Below are 24,481 nucleotides of genomic sequence, written 5' to 3'. Positions count from 1 at the left end.
GGACGGCCATTCGGGACTGTAGCAGAACCTCGATCCGAGTTTGACCAGCTACAGGTAGAAGAGCGAATTCCGCAGCGCGAGCCAAGGTGTCCTTCGTTGTGGAGGATGGCAATTTAGAATGGGTGAAGCGCCGCCCGGCAGTCACTCGGATTCGAAATCTGGCGGGCCATCTATTGCCGCAAGTATCGCTTCATAGGCACTGCCGATTTCCTCCTCGATCTCATCCTCGGAAATACCCGCGGCCTTCGCATCGGCGAACAGTTTGGTCGTCACCTCCGCCACAGAAATGATGTCGGTGCCGACGCTGCCGCGCATCACGTTGTCGGTGATCCACTTCCCAAAGAATTCTGCCCCGCGTTCGCTCATAGTCGGTGCCGCGCCTTCAGGAAGTGAGCCTCTCGAAGCAGGGAATTCCAATCGGTCCCGATCAACGTGATCAGCTCGCGGGCTTGCTCTTCGGTAATGTCTGCCTCTCTGACCAGGCGATCGGCCAGAACCTTCATCGCCCCACTTTGCGAACCTGATCTATTGTCATCGTCGCTCATGAAAACGACCTCCTAATCGTTAGAACGATCTAAAGTGCGGACTGTTCAGGTCAGGCAAAAAATTCGGCGTCGGCTGAGCCAGGGATCATCCGCGGACCGGGCCGCTGACGATCGTGCCAGAAAACGCAAAGGACTGACTCACCGCCGACAGACCTCCCGATTTTTCTTCGCGTCAGGCCTGCCGTGTGAGATAATTCGGAGGGGCGTTGAGGGCGTCGACAATGTCATTGTCCCGCTACAGTGGTGTTTACGAACCCGCTGATCTGGCCATGCTCCAGCGGGTGTTTGATCGGACGACGCCTAGCCAAGAAAGACCGTGAGCAGCGGGAGTTCCTGGCTATGGAATTGTTCCAAATTTTCGACGACGGCACCCACGACGAAGCTGACCTATTGCGCGCCCTCTCTAAGCAGCGACAACGCGCTGGTTAAAAGCCCGCCGCCTCAGGGAGAGAACGACGGGCTTTTGCTTGGGCTTTAAGAGCTGGCGGCCAAGGGGGAAGACGGCCACCTCCGAATAATGGCCGGGCTAGCATTCAGTTCCGAACATTTTGCGAAATCTGAATGGCAAAAGAGGGCTGGTGGGAACATCGCGGCACACACGGCAATAGATCACCTTGATCAGTTCCCAATGCATCGCGCCATGATCAGGCCCGAGCCGCTTCACCAGCTCGGCGACATCGAGCCCCGGTTTTCCGTTTGCAGGTGGTGAGGCAGTCGACCGATATGCCAGTGCCGGCCTTCAGCTTCTTGCCGAGCGTGTCTTCTGTGAATGGCAATTTCATTGTCATGGCGATCCTCGTGAATGGGTCGCCGCACCTCGGAGGATTATATTCCTGGTCGCCGATCGTTAGCCAAGGGCTTCCGTGATCACTTCTGGTCTGGCTTTGAGATCGTCGCCCAGGTGCCATCTGGCTGGCACTCATTGCCTTCATGGACGGCGCCAGTGTTGAAGAATTTTTGTTCGAAGACACAACCGGACGCTGCCGCCTTGCTGGTCTCCCATACAAACGAGGGCGTGCACAACATGACACCCTCTCCTGCGCGAACCGTTGCTCCAGGAGAATAGCTCGTCGATCCCAGCCAGCATCGTGGCTGCTGCTCTGGAGCAACTTGCTCTTGGGCGAATGCCGCATTTGAGACCATCAGAAACGCTGCTGTCACGAGCATCATGCGCATGGATCACTCCTCTCGAAATGGCGAAGCGTATGCTCCGCCGCGAAGGAACTTTACACGGCTAGACTTTCGGGAACCTCCCGTAGCCCGGCTCGCTTATCGAGGTGACACAGGATTTGCGGGCCGGGCTAGCGTCGACAGCTCCGGAGGGGAGAATGGTTTACGTCGACACCGCGATAGATTGTCCAGTTACCAATAAGTCTGCAATCGCGACCGAGGTCCTAAACTCCGGAGCATTGGTCCGACTGCACGTTGAAAAGCGCTTTTTCGGGAATAAAGCGACGGGGCGCGGCGTTAAAGACATGAAGGGACGGCCGTCCCTGCCGGGCAACTTAAGGTAGCGCATCGGACGGGACGTTGAACTCCAAACAAGCAATTGGAGACCGATGATGCGAACACTTATCATCATTGCAGCATTTTCGCTGCTCGCCGGCCCCGCGTCGGCAGCCGATCACCTTTTTACCGCCACGGAGGCAGGCGGTTTGACGACCGACAGCCAACCGTTCCAGAACGGCATAAACAACACGGCTCCGACAGGCGAGGACGTGCCTGGTGGGGGAAGTCCGCTGTCGGGTGAAGACCATACCGTCCCGGCCACCGACACCCAGACGGGGGCCGCGACCAAGGACATGCCGGCGGCCACGCAGGGCAAGACGGCGCCATCAGCCAACGCCCACTGACAATCGCGTCGCTTCGTGACAGGCCGTTGGCGCGGCAGTTCTCGCGCCCGTCTGGCTGATATCAAATTTTGATGCTGGACGGGCACGCGGTCCGTCAGAAGCGATGGAGCGCAAATCGGACGGCCACAGCAGTCGCGGGTGCTATGGCCTCGGCGGGAAATTAAGCGCGCTGGTTTGCCAGTAGAACTTCCATTCACCCGTTCGGAGCTTCGTATAGATTTTGCAGACGCGACCCTTCCAGTGAAAATCAGCGCCTGTCGCTCTGTTTCGCCAAAGGGTGTCGATGTCGACCACCGCGAAAGCCGCGTCCTCTGTTGGAGCCACTTCGATCTTCGCGGTCTTGCGGTGATTGTGGATCAGGTCATGAGCGGCAAAAAGTTCGTTGTAGCCCTGATGCCATCCTTCTTTATCGAAACGCCCCAACACGAACACCCAGTCGATTGGATCGTGCGCGTCTGCGTTCGGGGCAAATGGCCACGCCATGTCAGGGTGGATCATGGCAAGGAAGGGCTCGATGTCTTTTTCATCCCAACCCTTCGTTTCCGCGTCCACCAACCTTTGTATCGTTTCACGCACCTCATCTGACATGACGCTACTTCTCCTCTCGGAAATTTTTCAGCGAAGCATGCCGCAGCTTGTCCTCGCCCTTCAGGAACTTCACCTGACCGACCAGGCCAGGCTTCAGCCATTCGGCCTTCTCCTTCGCCAGTCCCTTCGGCGGGAGAGCGCCGCCCTTTTCTTGAGCCATGGCCCATAGCTCCTGCCGCTTGTCGGCTTTGAACGTCACGAAAGCGCCGCCCATGTAGCGGCCGTTTTCGGCCATGAGCACCATCGCCGGCTTGCCGGTCTCGCGCTTCACGCCGATGATGTCCATTTCCCTCTCGACGTAGCACTTGATCTTGCGCCAGTTCATCGTGTTGCCGCTGCGGTAGACGCTGTCCAGTCGCTTCGAAACGATGCCCTCCAAGCCCGCTTCGCAAGCGAGGTAATAGACCGCAGCGCCATCACCCGGCAGCGCTTCGCTGAATTGAATGTGGCCGCCGGCAGGGATGAGTGCCTGCAGGATTTCGAGCCGGTCCTTCAGCACCATGTCGCGCAGATCGTGGCCGTTGAGATGCAGGAGATCGAACGCGACCAGGTAGAGATCCTGCGGTCGCCTGGCGATCGCCGAGCGCAGCGCATGGAAGTCAGACAAACCGGCTTCGTTGGTAACAATCGTCTCCCCTTCGATGATGAAGCTTTCCGCCTCGATCGACTTCGCCTGCGCGGCGAGCGGTCGATATTTGGCGGTCCAGTCTATTCCGGTCTTGGTGTAGAGGCGGATGCCGTCAGCATCCTTGATGAGCTGGGTGCGATAGCCGTCGAATTTGACTTCGTGGCTCCATCCGTCGCCCTTGGGCGGCTGCTCGACGAGCTCGGGCTCCATCGGACGAATGAAGGACAGCCGGGCGCCGCCGGCAGGCTTACGCATCGAATACCCCACGCAATACTCGAATTTGATTTCAATATCGCACAGCTCCAGGCGTTCCGTTAGCGATTGCTGAAAAAGCAGGTTGGAACGTTCGTCCCCTGTCTTGGTTTTCCCTCGCAGGGAGGAACAGCCATGACAGACGACAAAACGAAGCGCGATTTCCGGGACCGCGACCGCGTATCTGCGGACGAGGACTACGAGGTCCGCTACTTCGCCAAACAGCACAGGATTACGCCCGAGCAAGTTCGGGAACTGATCGGCGAGCACGGCAGCGACCGCAAGACCTTGGCACGCGAGGCCAGGAAGTTGCACGGGTGACGAAGCTTTCGGACCTTGGACCGCCCATCGTGGGGCACCGACACGGGGCCGACCCTCCCCGCGAACTGGATCACTTCTACGATTGCCGGAAATGCGGCCAGCCAGTCGACCGGCGTGATCTCCGGCAAGTCATTTGGCATGAGCAACCGGACCATGAGCCGCTTGAACTGGACAGTTGATCTCAGATTGTTTTTCCGGGACCCGGAACAAATATCGCGCGTCGAAGTTACTTAGCGCTGCTCACGGGGACTCACGCGATGCTCCTTGCCCTGGACGATGCGATCTCGACGGCTGTTTTGGCCGGCAGAGGCGCAGACGCGGAAATCTTCGGAGTGATCGACCTCACCAGCAAAATTGAAGCCCGGATAGGCGCCATCAGCTTAGGGCGCGCCATCCAGTTCGTCGCCAATGCGTCGGTGCTTGGATACGACGTTCGCGGTGCAATCATTTTATACGGGGAACCAGGAACGCCAAGCTTGAGGGTATGGGACTGCGAACACCTTTGGGCGCAATACGGTGGCGCCCTGCTCCAACCATAGCATGACGACGCCTTGGGAACTGGTTATAGCTCCCTGATCGCTGAACACCTTCCTGGCCGCCTTGAGTCCGTGCAATGCATGTTCGTGACCTGGGATCGTTATCACCGGCGACCGGCGCTCGGGTGATCGCTGACGAGTACCTTGGGAGGGCTAGAATGAAGCCCTGGTCCGAAACAGCATCGTTCATGGGTGAGTGTCCCCGGGCACACTTGGGCGGCTGCCTGAGGATTGTGTCGGCCTAATCATGTTGGTTAAGAATACCGGGAAGCAACTCCGTGCCCTCCAAGTGGGGTGGTTCCGAATGAGCATCTCCGATCCAGACACCGGACGACCCCATATGCCACCATCGCCCCTTCGGGCGATTATGCGATCACTTCAGGACTACGAAGCGAGGGTTGCCTATCTTGAGGCACTGGTGGCCAGGCAGGCGCTGGAAATAGAACGCCTGAGGAGCTTGGTTGGGGATGCCGAAGATCTCTAAAACTCGTCTTCAAGGTTTTGGAGAAATGCCCTCGACAGGACAGGGTCGATCCGATCGGCATTCTCGTTCGCCCATTGTGCCCAGGCATCAAACTGCGCTTCGGGCACCGCTTCTGTGCTCGCAATCGCCCTTCGCGCGGCCTCGACATAGGCCCTGATGTCCTGGGCTTGGCGGAAGGCTGCCGCCTCGCCGACCAGCCTATCGATGCGCTCTCTTTCGGCCTCGGCACGCGCCTCTGCTGCGGCGCTGATGGCTTCCTCGTGGCGCCTGCGCTTTTCCTCGATGATCTGCTGCTTGCGTTGGACAAGCCACTTGTGATGGCCGATCTCGCGATTGCGATATTGCAATTCGCCAAACACGATAACGCTGACGACGATGTCGGTCGCCTGCCCCTCAACCGGGTCGTTCGGCTGATCAGTCCACTTCTTGTGCGTCGGTTGCGTACTGTGGCTCTTGATCTCCACTGTCATAGCTGCCGACGCTGGCCTGTTCGCATCGCTCTCGTGCCGCCAGCCATACCTGCTGATTCCAGGGTGGTCCGCGCTTAACGACACTGCCAGCTCGCCAACGATCACTTCGAAGTCGTCTGGATCTTTCTTGCGAGCAATAACGTTCATGCCGTAGCGCTGGAAGGCCATAAACAGCCCGGACAGCAGTCGCAGGCGCCGCCTTTCGAATGGGAAATCGAACAAGGGACCATTTGACAGCGAAACGTATTTCGCACGCAATTGCTCCTGTCGGCGACTTTCGTCTTCCTGCAGTAGGCGAGCTATCTGATGATGCGCGCGGTCGAGGTTTCGAGGAATGCTCACCGCGCCGACGAGCTTCCTCACTCTCTGCGTCAGCTCTTCTTCGCTCTCAGCGAATTCTGGCGGCGGAGGTATGTCGATCTCATCCAGGTTCGGGGGAGCTGAATATCTATCCCAATATGTGCGCCCGGTTCGGATGATTTCCGGCATACCGAATCCTCGGACTGGCAAAGGCTCGCCCCGAGGCTTGTATCCGGCCTCGACCCGCGCCCAGTAGCCTCGCGGCGGAAGCGGAATATTGTGCTTGCGGCACAGCTTGGCGAAGGCAACGTCGGAGATGCCGTATTCCGAAGCTACGGCTCGGACAGGTCTCGACCAAACCAGCTGATGGAGTTCTTGACGGCTGAAGGATCGCGACATTTCACCAACCTTGCATGGACGATGCGAATATCTGGGGAGAGGGGACAGGATGAGCATCCGCCGGAATCCATCGCAAGTGGGCCACATCGGATCCTGGTAGGCCCAAAGCAGTTCGGCATCGGCCAAATTTGCTCTCCACGTCGTGCCTCTATTCGAATATGTAAGGTCCGGGTTGTGTGGGCTTCGTTATGCCGATGAGATCAGGTCGTTGGACGGCGGTGAGCCAGTCCGCCTTCGAATGGGAGCGAGACGCGCTGGATTTCCTGCGCGAGCATCTGCCTGATCATGAGCCTTGGCGCGCTTGGTCGAACTTCGAGTTCATCGACGATGAAGGTCGCGTAAACGAGGTCGACGTTCTCGTGCTCACGCCTGTTGGATTAGTCCTCATCGAAGTGAAATCGCGCCCGGGCACATTGCGCGGCGATGCCTATAGTTGGACCTGGATAACGGAAGGGCGTCAGGTCACGACCGACAATCCTCTGCCTCTAGCTAACCGGAAGGCGAAACGACTCGCCTCGGTGCTTCGCCGACAGGAGGTGCTCGGTAGAGGCTCGTCACGCGCGGCGCCTTGGATCGAGCCGCTCATTTTTCTCTCCGCGGTCCGCAAGAACCCTGTTCTCGATCCTGGTACCGAGAAGCGGGTTGTTCTGCGCGGCAGCCCGGGTGCACCTGATGACGTCGGTGTCATTGGAACCCTCCTCCAAGCGCACGAGCTTGGCCTCGCACGTCGAGGCACGCCCGACATTGCCGTAACTCGGTCATGGATTCGAGCCATCGAGCAGGCAGGGATTCGAGCGCCTGGGCGCGGCCGTCGCGTCGGCGACTACGAACTCGGCCAGCTCCTGGGAGAGGGAGAAAACTGGCAGGATTTCGCTGCCCGCCATGCGGCCACTGGCGTGAATAGACGGGTTCGCATTTATCCGTATGCGCGTGCCGCAACCCCGGAAGCTCGTGACCGCTTGGCACGCACTGCGCAGAGGGAGTTTCGAGTTCTGGAGGGCGTTGAGCACGCTGGCATTCAGGGTGTGCGCGACTACCGCGAGGCGGAACTCGGCCCAGCGCTCATTTTCGAGCACGACCCCAACGCTGTGCGACTGGATAGGTACCTGGCCCAAAAGGTTGGCGGACTGTCGCTCGCCCAGCGTTTGGCTCTTATCCGGCAGCTTGGCGAAGCAATGGCCTACGCTCATGGCAAACGCATCTACCACCGCGGGTTAGCGCCTCAGAGTATCCTTGTGCGTGATCCAGAAGGCGACACCCCTCGGCTCCAGATCACCAACTGGCAGGTGGCGAGCCGAGGCGGAGGAACAAGCGCTGGAACCGGCGTGACTTCTGGAACTCAGCACATTGAGGATCACCTCGCTGACCCCGCCAAGGCCTATTTGGCTCCTGAAGCTATTGCAGGTGGAGACGAAAGTGCAGCGCGAGCTGACGTATTCGCCCTCGGTGCTATCGCCTATCATATCCTCACCGGGCGAGCGCCGGTGACCAATCCATTGGATCTGCCGACGAGCCTGCGAGACGGCAACGGTCTTCTCATCTCCAGTGCCATGAATGGCGCAGGACGTTGGCTCGAGGAAATGGTGCGCGTCTCTACCGCGCCAGTCGTTCGTGATCGTCCTCGGGACGCGCGAGAATTCCTTGATTATCTTGCCGAGGCGGAAAAGGAGGCCCTTCCCGCGGAGCCGATGCCCTCAACCACGGTCGACCCGGCGATCGCCGGGCCTGACGACCTTCTCGATGGCAGCCTGAGTGTTAAACGTCGTCTCGGCCAGGGCGGCAGCGCGGATGTCCTCCTCGTCCAGCAAGAGGGGGGCGATGAGGAGCTGGTGCTCAAAGTTGCGTTAGACGATGCTCACGCCGACCGCATCCGTGCCGAGGCGGATGTTCTTCGTCGTCTCCACCACCAGAACATCGTCCGCTTCGTTGCGGAAGTAGAGACCTCCGGCCGCCCGGCAATCCTGATGGAGCGCGCAGGAGACAAGACGCTTGCCCAATGGATTCGCGGTGGCGACCCGCTCTCTCTCGACCTGATGCGCCGCTTTGGCGAACATTTGCTGTCGGCGATCGAGCACCTCGAGCAGGAGGGTATTGCTCATCGTGACATAAAGCCGGACAACATCGGCATCTCGAAGACTCCTGGAAGCGGTGCCTACCGCCTGGTCCTCTTCGACTTTTCACTTTCGCGTGCACCGGTCGAAACCATCACAGCAGGGACCCGCCCGTACCTCGAGCCATTCCTGCCGGATCGCAAGCCTCCTCGCTGGGACTTGCATGCAGAACGGTACGCGGCCGCCGTAACCCTTCACGAAATGCTGGCTGGCGCACCTCCCTCCTTCGGTGACGGGCTTACCGATCCACGACTGACAGACGATGAGGCGACAATTGCCGTCGACCGGTTCGACCCGTCACTTCGCGATGGCCTTGCGGCCTTCTTCTCGCGTGCCTTGCGGCGTGATCCGGCTGAACGTTTTGGGAATTCGGAGGAGATGCTTCGTGTCTGGCAAGAGGCCTTCTCGGCTCTGGACCGCGCCAAATCCCCAGAGGACAGCATCGAGCTAATTGCTCGGCGGCTTGACCGCTCCAGCAATATCGCGGAGGTCGGCTATGGGGTCGAGGCTCGCGCAGTGCTCGATCAGATGGGCATCCACACCGTTCATCAGCTCCTTGGTGTCCCACGCCTCAAATTCCGTTATCTCACCGGGGTGGGCGACCGCATCCGCCGCGAAATTCGCGAGCGGGCGAAGCGCCTGGCGCAGCTCCGACCCGATCTTGTTCCCGGTGGGACCATCGACGACGGAGATGGGCGTGCGAGCGTGGATCGCCTTGCGGAGCAGCTACTGCCGCGCCGGCCGGCTGGGGATGAAAGGCAGGAAGACAGGATTCTGGCTTACTACCTCGGCATCGACGATGACGCTCCGGCTTGGCCGAGTGCTGGTGACGTTGCCGTTGCGGTCGGAACCGCCCGGAGCGCGGTGGCCGATGCACTCGAAGCCGCTCGCGATCGTTGGCATAAGAGCGCCGATCTGAATGCCCTTCGCAGCGAGATCCACGTATTGCTGGCGTCTGCTGGCGGCGTAGCGACCGGCGATGAACTGACCGCACAGGTGCTTGCCGCACGCGGGTCTGTGGAAGACGACGAGCGGCAGCGGTCCCGCCGAGCACGGGCGATAGTTCGTGCTGCAGTGGAACTAGAGGCTGCCGTATTGCCAGTTCGCTTTGCCGCTCATGCCGAATCTGCTGGTGCAGTGCTGATCGCGGCGTTGCCTGAGGCAGCAGAATATGCCCGTCGGTTGGCTCGGCGCGTTGACGCCCTTGCGGCAGAGGACCCATTACCGAGTCCTGGTCGTGTCGAGGAGGAGCTCGGGCTCGCGCCCGTTCCGGAAGGCGCTGGGCCGCTCACGGCGGAGCGGCGCCTGCGTCTCGCCGTCGCCGCTTCAAAAGGGGCTGCCCTATCCGCGCGAGGAGAGCTCTACCCGCGTGGCATGCCTGCTATCACGGCCCTTCGGCTTTCATTAGGCGCGCTCGCCGGCCCAGAAGTCCTGCGAGAGGATCAGGTCCGGGCACGCGTTCGCGGTCGCTTCCCGGAAGCCTCCCCGCTTCCGCCGCGACCAGAACTCGATATCTTGCTGGATCAAGTCGATGCGGGGCGTGTCTGGAGCGAGCCGGCTGGGGGCGAGGCCGGCTACCACGCGCGTACTGTTTCGAGCACGGGCACCGGTACGATGACGATCATCCGTCAGCCGACGTTCGCTCCGGCTGCGGAGGTAACGCCTGAAGTCCTGAATGCAAGGGCCATCGAGGATAAGATCGCGTACGCTGCCGAACGAGGAATCTTCCTTGCCTTGACGGTCGAGCCGCGACGCGCGCGCGATGCGGAAGCAGAGCTGCTTCGCCGATTCGCTCGGCAGACCGTCAGCCTTGAGCGCCTGATGCTCCGGTCGATGCGGACGGAAGCGGAGGCGCGGCGAGTTCAGTGGCCTAAGGCTTTGGCAGCTGACGCGGCCTCTCGCGACAGCACTGACTTCAAGAATCTCCTTCGTCTCGCCTCCAAGGCGGCGGTGCGGGTGAAAGAGGATGTCCTCGCGCTACGCACGCCGACACTTCTGACCCGGCCTGGCCTTGTCGCACGTTACGACCTCATGGAAATGCTCGTGGTCTTTTCCCAGGCCTCCGGCACGGCAGGTGGGCCTCCAAGCATATGGCTGTTGATTCCGCAGGCTGAACAGGGGTTGCCACAGATCGACGGTGCGGTCCTGCCCGTCATCTCCGCGGCGAACTGGGCCAGGCTTACGGAATCCTGGCTAGCGAATGCCCACAGGGCAGGCGGCGGTCGCAGCGCCGCCTAGGCGGCGCTATCTCGGTGACGTATAGCGTATTGATCTTCGGCGAGAAGGATTCGTCTGATCGATCGCAAGTTCTGGCGATCCAATAAAAAGCAAGACAGGGAGATATTTAAGTCATGATCGATCCGGCGGGGCTACTCGGGGACCTGAAAAAGCTCAGGAAGAAACTCGAAGAAGACCTAAGGGGCTATCACGCTGCGTCAACCGGACGTGCAGCCGTTGAAACGGAGTGGCGGGAGGCGCGAGGTACAAGGCGCACCGCCGACACCTTTGATACCTTCTTTGGCGCGGCCGTGGACCAGTCAGCGGTGCACTGGATTCTGGCGCTCGTGTTCCTCCGCTTCCTGGAAGACAACCGTCTGATCGACCGCCCAATCATCGCCGGTCCCGGCGAGCGGCTGGATCTGGCGGTGCTTCGCCAGCGAAACTGGTTCCAGTTGAGGCCGGAGGACAGCGATGCCGAGTATCTTCTGGCGGTATTTGCGGAGGCCGCGCAGCTACCTGGCCTGACTGGCCTGTTCGATCCCTCACACAATCCTTTGTTTCGCTTACCTGTCTCGGGTGACGGAGCGATCGCTTTGTTCGACTTCTTTCGTCAGCGATCGCCCGACACCGGCGAGCTATTCCACGATTTCACTGATCCGGACTGGAACACGCGTTTCCTCGGCGACCTGTACCAGGACCTGTCGGAGGAGGCGCGCAAACGATTCGCCCTACTGCAGACGCCTGAGTTCGTTGAGGAGTGGATCCTCTCCCGCACCCTCGATCCTGCTATCCGAGAGTTCGGGTACGAGGAAGTGCGGATGATAGATCCGACCTGCGGTTCGGGCCATTTCCTGCTCGGCGGCTTCGCATGGATGCTGGAAGAATGGCGGCGACATGCGCCGGAAATGCCGCCCGCTGCACAGGCCCAGCGGGCTTTGGACGCAGTCGCAGGCGTAGACTTGAATCCTTTCGCGGTAGAGATCGCCCGTTTCCGGCTCCTGGTGGCTGCGCTGCGGGCTGCCGGCGAGACGCGCCTCGCCGCTGCGCCTGATTTCCGTTTCCAGCTCGCCACAGGCGATAGCCTGCTGCACGGACATCACTTCTTTCGAAGAGAACTCGGTGGGACGGATGAAGGCTTTCGGCGCACCGTACGCCACCATTACGAAGCTGAGGACACTGATGTACTCGATGCGGTGCTCGGGCGCCAGTACCACGCCGTAGTTGGCAATCCCCCGTATATCACGCCCAAGGACTCGGCTATGCGTGATGCCTATCGCGAAATATACCACAGCTGCCACCGGACCTATGGCCTTGGCGCACCCTTCACCGAGCGGTTTTTCGATCTGGCCCAGGAGGGAGTGCGGGATCGCGCGGCTGGCTTCGTCGGACTCATCGTCGCGAACAGTTTCATGAAGCGGGAATTCGGCAAGAAGCTGATCGAGGACGTGCTGCCGAAGCTCGATGTCACCCACGTAGTGGACTGCTCCGGCGCCTACATTCCGGGTCACGGCACGCCGACCGCTATCCTGTTCGGGCGCAATCGGGCGCCGATGGCGCAGGTAGTGCGGACTGTGCGCGGCGTGCGGGGCGAGCCCTCGGCACCCTCGGATCCGGGAAAAGGCTTCGTTTGGTCGGCCATCGTCGCGCAGGCCGATTTAGATAAATCAGAGAGCGCCTTCATCAGCACCGAGGACACTTCGCGCGATTCGCTGGCCCGACATCCCTGGAATATGGGCGGCGGAGGGGCGGCAGAAGTCCAAGAATCCATCGAGCAAGCTCCTCAGATACTTGGCCAAATTTGCACTGAGATCGGCCGAACTACTCACACTGGTGAGGACGACTTCTTTGAAATTGGCCGGCCGCAGTTATTCCCGGGTCTCACCGTACCGATGGTGCTTGGAGAGCATGTTCGCGACTATGCACTTCTCTCGGGAACTGCCGTGCTGTTCCCCTATGACCGTCGCACGGGACGAGTTGTGCGGTCACCGAGTTCCTTGTTTACCCAAAACGCCTGGATCTATCGCACTGGCCTCAAAGCGCGTAGGGACTTCGGCCAAACGATTGAGGAGCGTGGTCTGTGTTGGTTCGAACACAACATGTTCTTTCCTGATAGATGGCTAAGACCTTTGGGGATCGCCTTTGCCTTCGTCGCTACACACAACCATTTCGTGCTCGACCGCGGCGGCAAGGTGTTCAACCGTTCCGCGCCCGTTATCAAGCTTCCGGCGGACGCCCCGGAGGACGATCATCTCGGGCTGCTCGGCCTCCTCAATTCCTCCACAGCCTGCTTCTGGATGAAGCAGGTGTTTTATCCCAAGGGCGGCGATCAGCTCGGTCAGGAGGGGGCTAGACTAAGTAAGACGCCCTGGGAGGATCGGTACGAATTTGCAGCCACGGCGTTGGGACGATTTCCTCTCCCCTCGGGGCGTCCCTTCGATCTAGCTCGCGCCCTGGACAGCGAGGCGCATCGCCTCTCGACGAACCTGCCAGCCGCACTATGCGCGCGCGCCCTTTCGACGCGCGAAGTCCTGGATATAGGCCGCGCCGAGGCCCAAGCGGCCCGCGGCCGCATGATCGCGATGCAGGAAGAGCTCGACTGGCGATGCTACTGGATGTACGACCTGCTGAAGGACTCACCTCAGCATTTGAACCCACCGCCCCTGCGCCTCGGCGAGCGCGCTTTCGAGATCGTTATGGCGCGCCGCATAGCGGCAGGCGAGCTCGAGACCGCCTGGTTCGAACGTCACCGCTCGACGCCCATCACCGCTCTGCCAGCCCACTGGCCAGCGGACTACCGCGCCGTCGTCGAGAGCCGCATTGCTCTGATCGAGTCAAACTCAACTATCGGCCTCATCGAGAGACCCGAGTACAAGCGCCGCTGGCAATCCGAGCCGTGGGACCAGATGGAAAAGGAGGCGCTGCGCATCTGGTTGCTCGATCGGCTGGAAGATTCACGATTCTGGCCCCTGACTGATCCGCGCATCCTCTCCACACAGGCACTCGCGGATGTTGCTCGACACGATACCGATTTCCTTTCGGTCGCCGCGCTCTATACTGGCCACATGGCCTTCGACCTGGATGCGCTGGTGGCAGAGCTGGCGGCAGGCGAGTCCGTGCCCTTCCTCGCTAGGCTCCGTTATACCGCAACGGGTCTACGCAAGCGTGCTGATTGGGAGGCGACTTGGGAGAAGCAGCGAGAAGAGGACGCTGTGGATGCTGCGGTAGAGGCGCGTCGCGACGAGTTCCTTCATGCGGCATGGAGCAGCATAAATCTCCGTCGAGACGACGAAAGCGCGGAGGACTATGCCTTCCGTATGGCGGATGGCCTCGGCGCGGAGGATGTGCGCAAGTCGGCCGAAGCCGCGATCACAAGGGAGGCAAAGCGGCGCAGGGAGGTGGAAGTCGGGAATATTCCCGTGCCTCCGAAGTACAGGAATTCCGATTTTCAGACTCAGCACTTCTGGCGGTTGCGGGGTGGCCTCGACGTGCCGAAAGAGCGCTTCGTCTCCTTCCCGCATTGCGCCCGCGACGCAGACGCAAGCCTGCCGATCCTTTGGGCCGGTTACGACCATCTCGCTCGCGCACGTGCCATAGCCGCCTGGTATGTTGAGCGCAAAGATGTGGACGGGTGGCCAAAGGAGCGTCTGACACCGTTGCTGGCGGGCCTGCTGGAGCTAGTTCCCTGGTTGCGCCAATGGCACAATGAAATCGACGCCGAAACGGGACTTCGCATGGGGGATTTCTTTCGAGGGTATATCGAGGAGCAAGCTCGGGAGCTCGGCCTCACATTAAATGACCTCTGCGCCTGGACCCCGCCGGCGCAGGAGCGCGGCCGCGGACGGAGGGCCGCAGCATGAGCGAAGCCCGCCCGCTATTGCACGATCTTATCCACATTCCGGAGAGGGTCCAGACCAACGATTTCGTTCTGAAGCTGTCGGAAGGCGTGACTGACACCGCGGCCGCCGAGACCATCAAGAACTATGTCGTCACTCCGCAGCTCGCAAAGGCTTTCAATGAGGCGCTGGGCTTCATTCGCGGGAGCGTCGAAAGCGGCCGCAGTGCTGCCTGTTACCTCGACGGCTCGTTCGGATCCGGCAAGTCACACTTCATGGCAGTGCTGGATCTGCTGCTGGTTGGAAATGTGAAGGCCCGCAGCATTGCCGAGCTTGCCAACGTTGTTACTCGCTATGAGCCAATCCTGAACGGTCGGCGCTTCCTGATGGTGCCCTACCACATGATCGGGGCGCGGGATGTCGAAACGGCAATCCTTGGCGGGTATGCAGACCATGTCCGGCATCTGCATCCGGATGCGCCGGTGCCAGGATTCTATCTGGGGGAGAAGCTGTTCGAAGATGCGCGGCGCCTGTGGGTAACTATGGGCGACAGGGCGTTCTTCGCAAAGCTGAATGAGGGAAAAGAGGGTGGGGGAGACGGTTGGGGAGATCTCGGGTCTGAATGGGATTCTGTTTCCTTCGAGTCGGCTGCCGCAGAGTCGCCGGAAGGAGAGGAGCGTCAGCGCCTCGTTGGCGATCTGATCGGCACCTACTTCTCAAGCTACGCAGATGTTGCCGCCGCGAGAGGCGAGGCATTCCTGGACCTCGACCGCGGCTTGGTGGTGATGAGCCAGCACGCCAAGCGTCTTGGATATGACGCTGTCGTGCTGTTCCTTGACGAACTCATCCTATGGCTCGCGACGCGCGCCGGCGACGTGGACTTCGTGTCAAACGAAGGATCAAAGCTCTCGAAGCTGGTGGAGGCGCAAAGGTCGGAGCGCCCGATCCCCATCATCTCCTTCGTCGCCCGTCAGCGTGACTTGCGCGAGCTCATCGGTGATCACCATGCCGGGGCACTCGAGGTTCGGTTCCTCGATACGCTCAAGCATTGGGAAGCCCGCTTCGACAAAGTGAAGCTGGAGGACCGAAACCTACCGGTCATCGCCGAGAAGCGCCTGCTGGCGCCTGTGAGTGAAACGGCCCGTCAGGAGATCGACGCTGAATTCGACCGGGTCATGCGTCAGCGGCAGCAGGTGCTGGATACGTTGCTCGGTTCCGACGGCGAGCGCGACCTCTTCCGGAAGGTCTATCCCTTTAGTCCAGCGCTTGTGCAGGCACTGATCGCGGCCTCTTCAGTCCTTCAACGAGAGCGGACCGCCCTGAAGCTGATGCTGACGCTGCTCGTGAACAAGCGGGCGGAGCTGCGGCTTGGCAACCTTATTCCTGTGGGCGACTTGTGGGACGAGATTGCCACTGGCGACCAGCCCTTCTCCGAAGGCATGCGAATTCAGTTTGAAAACGCCAAGAAGCTCTGGAACCAAAAGCTGCAGCCCTTGCTGGAGCAGGAACACAATATAACCTGGCAAGAGCTGCAGGAGGGACGAGCCGACCCCCAGGTGAAGCGCCGTTTCGAAAACGATGCACGCATCGTGAAGACTTTGCTGCTCGCCGCACTCGTTCCGGAGGTTCCCGCATTGCGGGCACTCACAGCGCCGAGGCTGGCGGCCCTTAACCATGGCACCGTCGTATCACCCGTCCCCGGGGGCGAGGGCGGCATCGTTTTGCAGAAACTTCGAAGCTGGGCATCGCGGGTTGGCGAAATCCGGATCAGCGACGATCAGGTGCCGGCCGTCTCGCTTCAGATCACTGGTGTCGACGTCGAGCCAATCCTGGCGAATGCAGCCCAAGCCGACAATGATGGGACGCGCCGTACCAAGCTGCAGCGAATCCTATTCGACATGCTGGGGATTGCAGCCGACAATACTCTGCTCAGTGCGCAACCCTTCCAGTCCTATGACCATCTCTGGCGTGGCACACACCGTGACGTGGACCTCTATTTCGAGGTGGTCAGGGAGCTGAGCTACGAGCGCCTTCGCGGGCGTGGATCGCCTGTGCTGGCGTTAGGCATGCCCTTCGATCCGAAAGGCCGATCGCCTGCGGATCATTTGGCCCATGCCCGCAATTTCAATGAGGAGAACGCCTCCGGCGGTATTGTCTGGCAGCCTTCTCATCTGAGTGACCGAGCAATGAAGGATCTCGGGACACTGGTCCGGATCGATTTCCTCCTTGCTGGTGCAGGCGATCGGCTCACTGAAGCGGCTCGCCACCTGTCGGCAAGTGACAGGGAGCAGGCGCGCGCCATTCTTCGCAGTCAGCAAAGCGCACTGCATCAGCGGATACGGGCCTGTCTCGAGGCTGCCTATGGCATCCGGCCCGACAATGACGGTTGCGTTGGAGCCCAAGTGCTGCCTGAGGATCGTCTCGTCTCACTCGACGGGACCTTTCGACCGCAGATGCCGGTCGGCGCCGATATGAAATCAGCTATCTCGGCTTTGCTCGATCGCTACTTCGAGCACCGATTCCCGGACCATCCTCAGTTTGAAAGCGAGGCTCGCGATACGGTGCTCAAGCGCGTGCTGGAGCGGGTACGGCAGGCTGCCGGCGAGCCGAACCAGCGGGTGTTGATCGATGACCATTCCGACCGAAGGCACCTCAGCGCAATCGCTGTGCCGCTAAAACTGGGCGTGATGAGCCAAACCCATCTTCAGCTGTCGCCTCATTGGGCCGAGCGTTTTGCCAGGCAGCATGCCCGAGCAGGTGGCGGACCGTTTACCGTCGGCCGGCTTCGCGAATGGATGGACGAACCGCGGCCGATGGGGCTGCAGCCAAAGCTGCAGAACCTGGTAATCCTCGCGTTTGCGGCCCAGGCCGATCGTGCGCTGGTCAGGAACGGTGCTCCTGCTCAGGTCTCATTGGATCGGATCGACGATGCAGTCGAGTTGAAAGAGGAGGCACTCCCAGACGAAGCGACCTGGAATAAGGCCCGCGAGCGGGCCTCTGCGCTGTTTGGTCTAGTGCCGGGAGAAATCCGGAAAGGGACCGCAGTTGAGCGCTTAGCGGTCGAACTGAAGTCCAAGGCCAGCGAAAAGCGCGGCCATCTCATGGAGTTACTGCGAGACCTGCGGCCCCGCGCGGACGCGCTAGGAGTCCCGCCGACGACAGAGCGGCTCGTGACAATCCGCGCCGCTCAAGCGGTTGTCAGCGAACTTGTCGCCGCAGCCGATCCGCTTGCCACTATTGAGAGCCTTGCCTGTGCAACACTGGAAACGAGCGAGGCAGCGGTGTCGCGACTGCTGGCTGGCGTCGAGGACCTGCGCGGGGCCGTGTCGGCCGCACCCTGGGATATTATCCAGACCGCGCTGAGCCTCAGTGATCATCGTCGAGCGGCAGCTGAAGGATTGCGCGAGAAGTTGGCTGAGGCAATGGCGGCGGATGAGCATGTGATGCCGCTGAGGCCCGTACTTCGGGACATCCAAGCACGCGCAACAAGACTACTCGCAGAAACGAAGCCTAATACCGAGGCACCAACAGTTTCCCCATCGACACCGCCGCCTGCGGATGAGGAAATCCTCGACGAGCGGCCGCAGACGGTGCTCGATGCTGCTGAAGCTACCACGACACTCGACAAACTGCGGGAACGCCTGGCCTCCGAGCCGGGCAGCAGACTGACGATCGCCTGGAGGCTAACTCGGTCCCGAGTTGGAGGTAACGATTGAGTCCTCTGCTCGCGCCTGACCTGCCCGAAATCGAGCGCGAGCTCGACGGCCTTCTGCAGAAGAATGCGGACGCGCGAATCCTCGCAATGCGTTCGCCTAGCCGACGGACCTGGCCGGAATATGTGGAGCGTGGCGGTCGCAGGTTCCGCATAGCGTGGTGCCCGTCCGAGCTAGAGGTGCGGGAGCATCTCGATGACGCTGAAGGAAATGATAGTGGCGGGTTGATCGTTCTGACTCCACTGGATGCCGCATCCCTGGGCGACGATGTCGTGGCTCGCTTCCCTCGTGCTCGCCTGGAACAGTCCGACCGATGGTCGGCCTTGCGAGGCACCTTCCGCGCCAGCAAAGTAGACCCTAGGCTACGCGCACATGGCTGGCTGGCCGACGTCCTCCTGGAGCATTCTCCTGTTGGCGGCTACCCACCGGTTGCCGGAGGTGCCCTCGATCTGGAGAGCGCATGGCGGGCGGTATTGGAGGATGTGCTCGGGATCGCCGATGGCCGTACAGACACGGCCGCGCTGCTTGACTGGGCCTTGGATGCCTCAAATCTCGACCGATTTAACCGCCTGTCGGAACAGGCGCGAAACGCGGTGGCCGAGCGCGTTTCGAGTGAGGGCGGGCCAGCAGCAGGAATGGTGCTCGCCGCAGCCGCAGCCGGGCGTGGTGCCGATGCTCTCCCGATCGCGTTGGCGTGTGGCGTTGTGTTCGCCGAGGCGAACCCCGATCAAGTCTTGCGCGAGGCTGCAATACGCTTGGAGCCTTTGGTGGGTGGTGGGCAGGTGAATCCTGAGGCAGCCCGTATCTTGGCCGAGTCGGGCAGCCGCGTGCTCGACCGACTGACCCGGGAGTCATCTGGAGCTGCCGCAGCGATCGAATCGCGCGCTGCCTCCATACTGACAGTGATACGCGCGGAGTCGTTCGCGGCTCTCAGTCAGGCACTTCAGATCGGCCTTGATGCGCGCATGCGAGACGCCGCTGTGGCGATACTTCGTGCCGTTGAAACCCGGCTTACTGATGACGTCGAGACGGCCTGGAGGCTCACACGTCGCGCCGATCGTCACGACAGGGCTGGAAATAACCGAACGCGCGTTGATCGGCTCTTGATGGCTGTCCGCCTCTTGAGCTGGCTCACGGGACGGCCCAACGCTGCATCTTGGCGTAGCATCTCGGAAGCCTCAGCAGCATACTTTAGTGACGGCGCTTTCGTTGATCGTGCCCGGCACGCCATCCGGTCCGGCGATCCACTTCCTGATGTGTCAGCGACCTATTCTCGACTGGGCGAAGCGGTCACTGCAATGCGAGAGGACGAAAACCGCGCTTTCGCCGTGACCCTTCGGGAGTGGAATTCCGGCGGCTCAGTAGGCGACACACCTTTGCCAGTCGAGCGGATTCTCTCCAGTGTTGTCGCTCCCATGGCAAAGGAAGCTCCCGTACTGTTGCTCGTTCTTGACGGCCTCAGTCTCGCTGTCTGGCGCGCTCTTGCCGAGACAATTGTTGGGTTTGGCTGGTCAGAGCTAGTGCCGACACAAGGTCCGATTATTGCTGCCGCGGTCCTGCCATCGGTGACAGCCGTGTCGCGTACTAGCCTGCTCTGTGGATCATTGAGGCAAGGTGACCAAGCGGTTGAGCGAGCTGGCTTCGCGACCAATGGATCATTGGTCGCAGCTTCGCGATCGGGCTATCCGCCGCATCTGTTTCACAAAGCCGACATCGGGGCCGGGCCAGAGCTCGGTGAGGAGATCAGAGCGGCCGTTGCCGATCCACAACGGCGCATCGTCGGCGTCGTCCACAACGCCGTAGACGCCCAACTCTCCGGAAGCGATCAAGTCGACCTCGCATGGACAGCGGAGGGCCTTCGACAGGTGGCGGCGCTCCTCCACGTCGCTCGGAGTGCAGGGCGCACTCTCATAGTAACGAGCGATCACGGACATATCCTTGACGAAGCGACCGTGCAGCTCAGCGGCGACTCGGGCAGCCGGTGGCGATCGCCAGGTACGCCGGCAAGTGATCAGGAGGTCGCTCTAGCAGGCGGACGGATCCTATCGCCTAGTGGCGAGAAAGCGATCGTCGCGGCGTGGAGTGAACGAGTGCGGTTCGGAGCACGACGAAGCGGCTATCATGGTGGAGCCAGCCCTCAGGAGGTTCTTGTGCCCGTCGCTGTGTACACAGCCGGTGCCGCGCCTGGTGGCTGGTCAGAAGCACCGTCGCCGGAACCCTCCTGGTGGCGTGGAACAAGCGAAGATGTTTCGCAGTTGGGTGTCGCCACAGTGGTAGTCCCGCAACCTTCCCGGCGGCGGCAAGCAGTATCGCGACAAGCTGACTTGTTTGCACAGGAACGGGCAGAGGATACCCGAAGGCCACTCCAAACGCCCGTCGAGATGGCTTGGCTGGACGACTTGTTCGTCTCGGAAACCTTTTCCGCACAGCGACGCCTCGCTGGTCGTGGCGCACCGCAGGATGACCAGGTGCGAGGACTAATCAGCGCTCTTGCCGCGCGAGGTGGACGAATGACACGCATTGGGTTGTCCCAAGCGCTTGGGATGCCTGCGTTCCGAATTGCGGGCCTCATCAGCGCAGCACGTCGGGTGCTCAACCTCGACCAGGCTCAGGTTCTCAAAGAGGAGGCCGACGACGTTGTTCTCAACGAGCTGCTCCTGAAAGCACAGTTCCATCTGGGAGACGGCCGTTGATTGGCGCGGAGAGGCGGGCGGCAATACTCGACGCGCTGCGTCGTGGAACCGTGCCGCGCGAAGGCCTAAGCGCCTTTGCGGTCGGAATGGACCGCTTCGAGGCCGCCCTTGATGCAGACCTGGCGGCAGTTGCCAGTGGGCGCGCCGGCTTCAAGGCTGTGCGCGGCGAGTATGGCTCGGGAAAGACCTTTATGGCGCGCTGGATCCAAGAGCGCTCACGCGTTGCGGGCTTCGCGACATCAGAGGTCCAGATCAATGAGACCGAAACGCCGCTGCACCGTTGGGAGACCGTGTACCGGCGCCTAGTCGAGCGCCTTGCCACCTCCGATACACACGATGGAGCCCTGCGGCCAACTGTCGATGCCTGGTTTTATACGCTCGAGGAGGACATCCTGGCCGAGGGCCGGATCGAGGCAACGGACGTTGAAGGGCTGGCCTCGGCCACCGAGGCGCTTATGGAGCGCCGGCTAGCTGCGATCGCCCGCACCGCGCCGGCCTTTTCAGCTGTCCTTCGAGCCTACCGTCGCGCCCTGATCGCAGAGGATTCCGCCCTTTCGGAGGGCCTTATTGCATGGCTTGGCGGTCAACCCAACGTGGCAGCAGCTGTAAAGCGCGCCGCCGGTGTTAAGGGCGACCTCGACTCCTTCGGAGCAATGCACTTTCTCGCGGGCCTGCTGACCGTTCTCCGCGATAGCGGGAGGTCGGGGCTTATCCTCGTCCTCGATGAGGCTGAAACGCTTCAGCGTATGCGCGCCGATACTCGCGAGAAAGGACTCAATGCTCTGCGTCAGCTGATCGACGAACTCGACGCGGGACGCTATCCGGGTCTGTATCTCGTTATTACCGGCACGACGGCCTTCTTTGAGGGGCCGCAGGGCGTGCAGCGGCTGCCGCCACTCGCACAGAGGCTCCACACCGACTTTGCCACCGACGCTCGGTTCGACAATCCGCGCGCTGTCCAGGTTCGCCTGCAAGGCTTTGACCTCGATTCGCTTGCCGCTGTCGGTCGCCGTGTACGTGATTTGTTTGTCGAAGGGGCACGCGATCCGTCCAGGATCGTTGCGTTGGTCGACGACAACTATCTCGTTGACCTCGCGCACGGCATCGCCGGACGACTCGGCGGTCGCGCAGGAGTCGCGCCACGTCTATATCTGCGCAAGCTCGTAGCCGAGGTGCTAGACCGCGTTGACCAGTTTTCGGATTTCGATCCCCGCCGTCACTACGCTCCGACCGTTAATGAGCGAGAGATGACCTCTGCCGAGCGTGCAGCGGCCGGAGCTAGCGACGTGGACGAAGTCGAGTTCGACTCGTGACGGCAGCTTTCGACGCTCTCCATCCAGCTTTGCGCTACCATATCGTAAGTACCCTTGGCTGGCCGGACCTTCGTCCCACACAGGCCGAAGCCGCTGCGCCTGTCATGGCAGGTGAAAACGTCCTGCTTCTTGCACCTACCGCCGGTGGGAAGACGGAGGCAGCGATATTCCCATTGCTGTCGCGACTAGTGGCGGAAGGCTGGCGTGGGCTTTCCGTCCTCTACGTGTGTCCACTCAAAGCGCTTCTGAACAATCTCGCGCCACGCCTCGAGCGCTATGCGGGATTCCTGGGCCTGCGGGTCGGCGTTTGGCACGGCGATGTCGGAGACTCAGTGCGCAGGCGCATGCTGCGCGACCAGCCCGAACTGCTACTCACAACGCCCGAGTCGATAGAAGCCATGATGATCTCGGCGCGCTTGGACCATACTGACTTTCTCCAGAACGTCCGTGCTGTCGTCGTCGATGAGCTTCACGCCTTTGCGGGCGATGATCGAGGTTGGCATTTGTTGTTCCTGCTGGCGCGGCTCGAGCACTTAACAGGTCGCCGCCTGCAACGGGTCGGGCTGACCGCCACCGTGGGAAACCCTGGCGAGCTGTTGACCTGGTTCACCGCGGTGCAAGGAGGGCGTATCGTCGGCGAGCCGCATCCGGCCACCGACGGCGACGTGACCGCTGATCACGTCGGCTCTGTCGCCAATGCCGTAACTGTCATCGCTCGCCTTCATCGTGGGGAGCGTCGACTGGTCTTTGCGGACAGCCGGACTCGCGTTGAAGAGGTCGCGGCAGGACTGCGAGCCGCCGGAGTAAGAACATTCGTCTCGCATGCCTCTTTGTCACTCGATGAGCGACGGCGAGCCGAAGCCGCCTTTGCCGAGGAACCGGACTGCGTCATCGTGGCTACCTCAACGCTCGAGCTTGGCCTAGATGTTGGCGACCTGGATCGAGTTATCCAGATTGGAGCTCCGCCGGGGGTGGCTTCCTTTCTGCAGCGAATGGGACGTACCGGACGTAGGAGCGGATCTACGAGGAACTGCCTCTTCCTCGCGACAGACGATAAGGAACTGCTTACCTGCCTGGCGGTGACCACCCTCTGGCGCGAGGGGATGGTTGAAAAGGTCGTTCCGCCGCCACGGCCATCGCATCTGTTCGCGCAGCAAATTATGGCACTTGCGCTCCAATCGAGCGGCATCTCGCGACCAGACATCGGTGCTTGGCTCGGTAATCTCGTTGACGTTGTTCCCGAGGATGAGCGTCGCGCCATCTTCGACCACATGCTCGCAACCGGAATCCTTGCCGAGGACGTCGGGGTTGTTGGGCTCGGACCTAGAGGAGAGCGGGAGTTCGGGAGGCGTCATTTCAGCGACCTCGTTGCGGCCTTCAGCGAACCCCTCCTTCTATCAGTGCGTCACGGCCCAACTAATTTGGGTACTGTGCATCCTGCGAGTCTGGTTCCAAGGGGCACCGGTGATCGCCCGGTGCTCTCGCTCGGAGGCAGGGGCTGGGTGGTTGTCGATGTCGACTGGCGACGCAGGGCGGTCTCCGTCGTGCCGGCTGAGGGCTCTGGTCGTTCCCGGTGGCTCGGCTCCAGCCGCGCCATGACGGAGGGTGTCTGCAGGATGATGGAGCGTATCGTGGCTGGGGTTGAGCCTGGGTGCAGGGTTTCGCGTCGTGCTGGGGAGGCTCTTGTTCAGATACGCGATCGCCTTGCCTTCGTTGACGGAGACTCGCTTCCTATAGTGCGGGACAGCGCGGATCGCGCCGTTATCTGGGCGTTCGCCGGCGGCGCAGCGACGTCATCGATTGCGGCGGGTTTGACCGAGCAGGGTCTCGCGGTTGTTGGCTTCGACGATCTCACCATCACGTTGCGAGTCAGTAGTCTGGAGCAGGCCGCTGAGGCGTTGCGCAAGATCGATCCGATGTCTGCCCGTCCGACTTTACCAGATGATCTTGAACCGTCGCTGAAATTTGCACTTTGCCTGCCGCCCGAAGTGATCGAACGTGTATTGGCAGCAAGGACCAGCGATACGGCTTCCGTGGCTGCGACCTGTGGACGGCGTCTGCGGCTGATCAATTCTTGACGAGCTGGAACTCGACGAGCGGCGCGAAGGCAAGGCATGCTTGCGTCGGGATCATCTCGGCGCAGTAGTACCGCTCCGCCTCCTGCAAGGGTTCTATTAGAAAATCCAATTTCCCTTACACGCGGGCTGTCCGGCATCACCGGA

At 61.2% G+C, this 24,481-nt stretch carries 15 protein-coding genes; 9 read left to right on the top strand and 6 right to left on the bottom strand.

The genetic code is table 11. The annotated features are described in order from the left end of the window. Nucleotides 1-141: 141 nt before the first annotated feature. The 3 genes from RFM40_RS12425 to RFM40_RS12415 all read right to left on the bottom strand — a co-directional run bounded on the left by RFM40_RS12425 (nt 142) and on the right by RFM40_RS12415 (nt 1,721). Entirely contained in the window at nt 142-366 is a 225-nt protein-coding gene (locus RFM40_RS12425) for a DUF768 domain-containing protein (RefSeq protein ID WP_320277594.1), read from the bottom strand. After that, complete coding sequence (locus RFM40_RS12420; protein ID WP_320277593.1) at nt 363-545, bottom strand: hypothetical protein; 183 nt, start codon at nt 543-545, stop codon at nt 363-365. The genes RFM40_RS12425 and RFM40_RS12420 overlap by 4 nt, the downstream gene beginning before the upstream one ends. A gap of 867 nt (nt 546-1,412) precedes the next feature. Further along, nucleotides 1,413-1,721 (bottom strand): hypothetical protein, encoded by a 309-nt coding sequence (locus tag RFM40_RS12415; RefSeq protein WP_320277592.1) that lies wholly within the window; start codon nt 1,719-1,721, stop codon nt 1,413-1,415. Nucleotides 1,722-2,107: 386 nt separating this feature from the next. Between RFM40_RS12415 and RFM40_RS12410 the strand changes: the two genes are divergently transcribed. Beyond that, a complete protein-coding gene (locus RFM40_RS12410; RefSeq protein WP_320277591.1) occupies nt 2,108-2,398 on the top strand; it encodes a hypothetical protein in 291 nt (96 codons plus the stop codon). 141 nt (nt 2,399-2,539) lie between these two features. On the opposite strand, the gene RFM40_RS12405 is transcribed toward RFM40_RS12410, so the two are convergent. After that, entirely contained in the window at nt 2,540-2,986 is a 447-nt protein-coding gene (locus RFM40_RS12405) for a Cif family virulence factor (protein WP_320277590.1), read from the bottom strand. Between the two features lie 4 nt (nt 2,987-2,990). Next, the gene (locus tag RFM40_RS12400; protein ID WP_320277595.1) at nt 2,991-3,824 is read right to left on the bottom strand and encodes an ATP-dependent DNA ligase; all 834 of its coding nucleotides are present in this window, start codon (nt 3,822-3,824) and stop codon (nt 2,991-2,993) included. Between the two features lie 177 nt (nt 3,825-4,001). Between RFM40_RS12400 and RFM40_RS12395 the strand changes: the two genes are divergently transcribed. Further along, nucleotides 4,002-4,187, top strand: coding sequence for a DUF3606 domain-containing protein (locus RFM40_RS12395; protein WP_320277589.1), 186 nt, complete (start codon nt 4,002-4,004; stop codon nt 4,185-4,187). A gap of 257 nt (nt 4,188-4,444) precedes the next feature. Continuing rightward, on the top strand, nt 4,445-4,726 hold the full coding sequence (locus tag RFM40_RS12390) for a hypothetical protein (RefSeq protein ID WP_320277588.1): 282 nt from the start codon (nt 4,445-4,447) through the stop codon (nt 4,724-4,726). A 477-nt stretch (nt 4,727-5,203) separates the two neighbouring features. Here the strand turns inward: RFM40_RS12390 and RFM40_RS12385 are convergent, their stop codons facing one another. Beyond that, nucleotides 5,204-6,502: a hypothetical protein gene (locus RFM40_RS12385; protein WP_320277587.1), complete on the bottom strand. Its 1,299-nt coding sequence runs from the start codon at nt 6,500-6,502 to the stop codon at nt 5,204-5,206. A gap of 62 nt (nt 6,503-6,564) precedes the next feature. Between RFM40_RS12385 and pglW the strand changes: the two genes are divergently transcribed. The 6 genes from pglW to RFM40_RS12355 all read left to right on the top strand — a co-directional run bounded on the left by pglW (nt 6,565) and on the right by RFM40_RS12355 (nt 24,337). Beyond that, nucleotides 6,565-10,725 (top strand): BREX system serine/threonine kinase PglW, encoded by a 4,161-nt coding sequence (gene pglW / locus RFM40_RS12380; protein WP_320277586.1) that lies wholly within the window; start codon nt 6,565-6,567, stop codon nt 10,723-10,725. A 113-nt stretch (nt 10,726-10,838) separates the two neighbouring features. Next, nucleotides 10,839-14,564, top strand: a complete 3,726-nt coding sequence (pglX, locus tag RFM40_RS12375) for a BREX-2 system adenine-specific DNA-methyltransferase PglX (protein WP_320277585.1) — start codon at nt 10,839-10,841, stop codon at nt 14,562-14,564. After that, nucleotides 14,561-18,256, top strand: a complete 3,696-nt coding sequence (locus RFM40_RS12370) for a DUF6079 family protein (RefSeq protein ID WP_320277584.1) — start codon at nt 14,561-14,563, stop codon at nt 18,254-18,256. Before pglX ends, RFM40_RS12370 begins: the two co-directional genes overlap by 4 nt. Continuing rightward, nucleotides 18,253-20,946, top strand: coding sequence for a BREX-2 system phosphatase PglZ (pglZ, locus tag RFM40_RS12365; RefSeq protein WP_320277583.1), 2,694 nt, complete (start codon nt 18,253-18,255; stop codon nt 20,944-20,946). The genes RFM40_RS12370 and pglZ overlap by 4 nt, the downstream gene beginning before the upstream one ends. Further along, nucleotides 20,943-22,259 carry a BREX system ATP-binding protein BrxD gene (gene brxD / locus RFM40_RS12360; RefSeq protein ID WP_320277582.1) on the top strand — a complete coding sequence of 439 codons (1,317 nt, stop codon included), beginning with the start codon at nt 20,943-20,945 and terminating at the stop codon, nt 22,257-22,259. Before pglZ ends, brxD begins: the two co-directional genes overlap by 4 nt. Further along, a complete protein-coding gene (locus RFM40_RS12355) occupies nt 22,256-24,337 on the top strand; it encodes a DEAD/DEAH box helicase (protein WP_320277581.1) in 2,082 nt (693 codons plus the stop codon). The genes brxD and RFM40_RS12355 overlap by 4 nt, the downstream gene beginning before the upstream one ends. Nucleotides 24,338-24,481: the final 144 nt, after the last annotated feature.

Origin of the sequence: Mesorhizobium captivum, from assembly GCF_033977165.1 — a bacterium.
Taxonomy (GTDB): domain Bacteria; phylum Pseudomonadota; class Alphaproteobacteria; order Rhizobiales; family Rhizobiaceae; genus Mesorhizobium; species Mesorhizobium captivum.
This window is presented reverse-complemented; position numbering and strand designations above follow the sequence as displayed.